Here is a 3,989-nt window from a genome sequence, read left to right on the forward strand (position 1 = left end):
CGCCCGCCGCGTCACCGTGTCCAAGGAGGACACCGTGATCGTGGATGGTGCAGGTACTGCTGAGGCCGTCGAGGAGCGCCGCGAGCAGATCCGGCGCGAGATCGAGCGCACCGATTCCACCTGGGATAAGGAGAAGCTGGAGGAGCGCCTGGCCAAGCTGTCCGGTGGCGTTGCCGTCATTCGCGTTGGTGCCGCTACCGAGACCGAGGTCAACGAGCGCAAGCTGCGCGTCGAGGACGCCATCAACGCCGCCCGCGCGGCCGTTGAGGAAGGCGTTATCGCCGGCGGCGGCTCCGCGCTGGTCCAGATCTCCCAGGAGCTCAAGGCCTTTGCCGAGGGCTTCGAGGGCGAGGCCAAGATTGGCGTGCTGGCCGTGGCCCGCGCGCTGACCCGCCCGGCCTACTGGATCGCTGAGAACGCAGGCCTGGACGGATCCGTTGTGGTCGCCCACGTCGCCGAGAAGGCCAACGGTGAAGGCTTCAACGCCGCCACCCTGGAGTACGGCAACCTGCTCGAGCAGGGCATCATCGACCCGGTGAAGGTCACCCACTCCGCCGTGGTCAACGCCGCCTCCGTGGCCCGAATGGTGCTCACCACCGAGGCCTCCGTGGTGGAAAAGCCCGCCGAGGAGGAACCGGCACAGGCAGGCCACGCGCACGCGCACTAAAACGTGCGCGGGAAACGTCCGTTTCCCGCGTGGCCATAAGGAAGGCCCGCCACCCGCATCCATCGCGGGGCGGCGGGCCTTCGCCGTGTCTCGATCCCCGCCCCGACGTCGACCGCTTGGAGGGGCTATCAGCGGCCATCGTCGTGGGCCAAGAACCCATGGCAGCCTCCGCGCGCACCGGCGGCGTGTGCCGGTCCAAGACTTCACCGAGGAACAAAAGCGTCACCTCTTTGAGACTGAGACCAAGGTCAAGGTCGGCGGCGTCAACATGAGCTACATGGGCCTGGTCACGCGCCTGGCGCAGCACGCGCGCATGGTGCGCCACATCGGCTCGGCGCTCACGGATGTCATCTATGTCTTCGACGAGCCCACCGCCGGCCTGCACCCACACGATGTCATGCGGATGAACGAGCTACTCCTGCAGCTGCGTGATAAGGGCAACACGGTGCTCGTCGTGGAGCACAGCCCGGAGACGATGGCGATTGCGGACTGCGTGGTGGAGCTCAGCCTCGGCGCCGAAGTAGCAGGTGGCGAAGTTGTTTCTACTGGCGACGCGCCGTCCGTCAGCGGCAAGCTCGTGTTGAAGGAGGATCTGCGCGAACCCACCGGTGTGCTGGAGATCCGCGGGAGCCAACGAGGGGGCGACTCCCGGCATGTTCTCCTTCAACTCCGAAGGCGCGTGCCCGGAGTGGTGACCGTTGAGTTTTGCCAGGAGGTCAAGGCTTCTGCCGCGAAGCGCGTCTGCGAACAGCTCGTCGCCGTGGGCTTGCGCTACCTAACGCTGGGACAGCCGCTGTCGACGCTCTCCGGCGGCGAGATTGTGGCCGCCTGCTCGCCGTGCGAGTTCCTGGACAGGGATACTCTGACTGTCCGCTACTTAGCGCAGGCGTGGTAGGGGTGGCTTGCCGCCATCAGCGCAGGTCGGGGAGGGGTGTGATGGTACTTAAAGAAACGTCGGTCGAGGCCCGCTGTGTGGCGGCCCATGACCGGTTCACCCCGGAGCTGAGGAAGCCGGAAGTGCGGGACTACGGCTGGGCTAGGCGCTGACTGTGGCGTGAGCGTCGCGCGAGCGCAGAGCCACGACGCGCTCAGATTCACTCATGCCACCCCACACGCCGTAGGGCTCACCGGAGGCCAGGGCATGTTCGCGGCACATTTCGATGACTGGGCAGGTGTGGCAGATCGCCTTGGCGCGGCTTTCGCGCTGAGCACGGGCGCGCCCGCGCTCGCCGTCCGGGTGGTAGAACACGTCAGAGTTTTCTCCACGGCATGCCCCGTGGAGCTGCCAATCCCAAAAGTCCGCATTCGGCCCGGGGAGCAGGAAGGACTGAGACACGTTCGATTCTCCTTAATCAAAGATAGAGCGCCCCTAGTGCGCATCGTGCTGTGGGCAAGCCTCCGCACGGGGCGTGATGCCCTGAGCACCGGGGCGAGGTGAGACGAGATAGAAGTGTGTCCCCCTTGGGTAAACGGCGCGTTACGCAATGCTGACATGTAGGTGTAGCAGGTCGGAACCTCCCACTTTTACCCTCAATGACCTGCGCCTACGTTTAAGATGAACGGTGTATGAACTTTTCTCATAGCTGCCAAAGAGTGGGGAATAGGCCCGTCGTTTCGGGTTTCAACCAAAGGTTGTGACATGATATTCGTGCAGAATATGAACTAATACACCAAGCAGAACAAGCAAGGATGGCAGTGGCTACTCAAGCTACAGACGCGAGCGGCTCCTCAGCGGCGTCGAAGCGCGACAGCGATAAGGAACTAGCGGACCTCGTTCCGCTCGCTGTCGACGGTAGCCGCCGCGCCCTACAGCGCATCATGCGCATTATTCACCCGCAGGTCCTGCGCTATTGCCGCGCACGCATCGGCGGCCACCGCCAGCCGACGGCAGAGGATGTGGCGCAGGAAATCTGCTTGGCGGTGGCGACGTCGATTGGCACGTACAAGGACAAGGGCCGCCCGTTTATGGCCTACGTGTATGGCATCGCTGCCCACAAGGTGACCGACGCCCACCGCGCCCTCAGCCGCGATCACACCCACCCCACGGACGACGTCCCGGAAGACGCCGCTGAGGACGCTACCCCCGAAGAATCCGCTCTGGTCGTGGACGGTAGTAACAGAGTGCGGGCCATGCTCGATACGTTAAGTGACAAGGCCCGGGACATTATCATTTTGCGTGTGTTCGTGGGGCTGTCGGCAGAGGAGACCGCAGAAATTGTGGAGTCCACCCCTGGCGCAGTCCGCGTGGCACAGCATCGTGCACTGGCGCAATTGCGCAAATCCCTCGACTCGCACGAGACGCAATGAACCAGCAGTGGGGCTAGCACAAGCTAGCAGTGAGCCATCGGCACTTGGCACCGACAAGTTAAGAATTTCTCTATCAAGGAAGGGAGGACATCGTGGCAAAGAAGGACCAGCCTCAGCAGGGCGTCGCTGAGCAGCTGCAGCCCTTGGTTGATGATGATGCATTCCTCACCACTCTCTCCGAAGGAACGGATCCCTCCGATGGCGGTGATGAGCTGGCAGGGCTCCTGCTGGAGTTGCGCGGGGACGTCGAAAAGCAGATGCCCCCGGCCCCGCTCATCGAAGGCGCGGACGAAGAGCCGGAGGTTATTTCCCTGGATGCGGCACGTCGCCGTCGTCGGGGCAAGCCATTCATCCACGGCCTCATCGGCGCGGCCGCAGCTACGCTGCTGATTGCAGGTAGCGGAGCGGTGGTCGTCAACGCCGGCCCGGGATCGCCGCTTTATGGCGTGAATCAGTCGCTCTTCGGCACGAACAATGAGGATGTGTCCGTAGTGGAGCTCGCTGGAACGCTCGACGAAATGGAAAAGCGTTCCGCACAGGGAGACATGGACGGCACCCGCCAGTTGCTCGAAGAAGCCCGGAAGATGGTGGACCAAGCCAAGCGGGAACGCGAGGCGGACACCACGCGTGCGACGAAGCCGCAAACCCGCGCCACGGTGACGGAGACGCAGACCGTGGAAAAGCCCGTTCCGGTGGAAGAGGAGCAGCCGCCGCAGGAGCCGGCAACCGTCACGCAGACCCAGACTGCGGTGTCCACCGTTGTGGTCACCCAGACGGTGTCGGCCGGTAACCCGCTGAACCCTCCAGCGCCTACCTACCCGGAGCCGAGCCAGCCGGGTGGTGGCGAGCAGCCAACGCCTCCGCAGAACGATAACTCCAACGGGGATGGTGCTGGGGATGGCGGCCAACTCCCGCCGCCGCAGTTCCAGCAATAAAACGCACAGACCTCTCCTTCCCATAGCCGGGAGGAGAGGTCCTTTCGTTGTGTAAGGCGCGATACTTAATCCGCGCGTTA

The 3,989-nt window shown here is 63.9% G+C and carries 4 protein-coding genes and 1 pseudogene; 4 read left to right on the forward strand and 1 reads right to left on the reverse strand.

Going from position 1 to position 3,989, the window contains the following annotated elements; genetic code table 11:
* The coding region (locus tag RDN59_RS11610) for a TCP-1/cpn60 chaperonin family protein (RefSeq protein WP_308607975.1) at nucleotides 1-667 on the forward strand (667 nt) is incomplete at its 5' end.
* Between the two features lie 298 nt (nucleotides 668-965).
* Nucleotides 966-1,304 (forward strand): annotated as a pseudogene (locus RDN59_RS11615) (excinuclease ABC subunit UvrA); the annotation flags it as partial.
* Between the two features lie 399 nt (nucleotides 1,305-1,703).
* Here the strand turns inward: RDN59_RS11615 and RDN59_RS11620 are convergent.
* Nucleotides 1,704-2,003: a WhiB family transcriptional regulator gene (locus RDN59_RS11620; RefSeq protein WP_046648418.1), complete on the reverse strand. Its 300-nt coding sequence runs from the start codon at nucleotides 2,001-2,003 to the stop codon at nucleotides 1,704-1,706.
* A 353-nt stretch (nucleotides 2,004-2,356) separates the two neighbouring features.
* On the opposite strand from RDN59_RS11620, the gene RDN59_RS11625 reads away from it, so the two are divergent.
* On the forward strand, nucleotides 2,357-2,974 hold the full coding sequence (locus RDN59_RS11625) for a sigma-70 family RNA polymerase sigma factor (RefSeq protein ID WP_046648417.1): 618 nt from the start codon (nucleotides 2,357-2,359) through the stop codon (nucleotides 2,972-2,974).
* A gap of 92 nt (nucleotides 2,975-3,066) precedes the next feature.
* Nucleotides 3,067-3,909 (forward strand): hypothetical protein, encoded by an 843-nt coding sequence (locus RDN59_RS11630; protein WP_308607976.1) that lies wholly within the window; start codon nucleotides 3,067-3,069, stop codon nucleotides 3,907-3,909.
* The last annotated feature ends 80 nt before the right edge of the window (nucleotides 3,910-3,989 follow it).

This window comes from uncultured Corynebacterium sp., from assembly GCF_902489365.1.
Lineage (GTDB): Bacteria > Actinomycetota > Actinomycetes > Mycobacteriales > Mycobacteriaceae > Corynebacterium.

Coding starts and splice junctions, on each gene's coding strand:
- RDN59_RS11625 (WP_046648417.1), top strand. CDS start 2,357: ATGGCAGTGGCTACTCAAGCTACAGACGCGAGCGGCTCCTCAGCGGCG.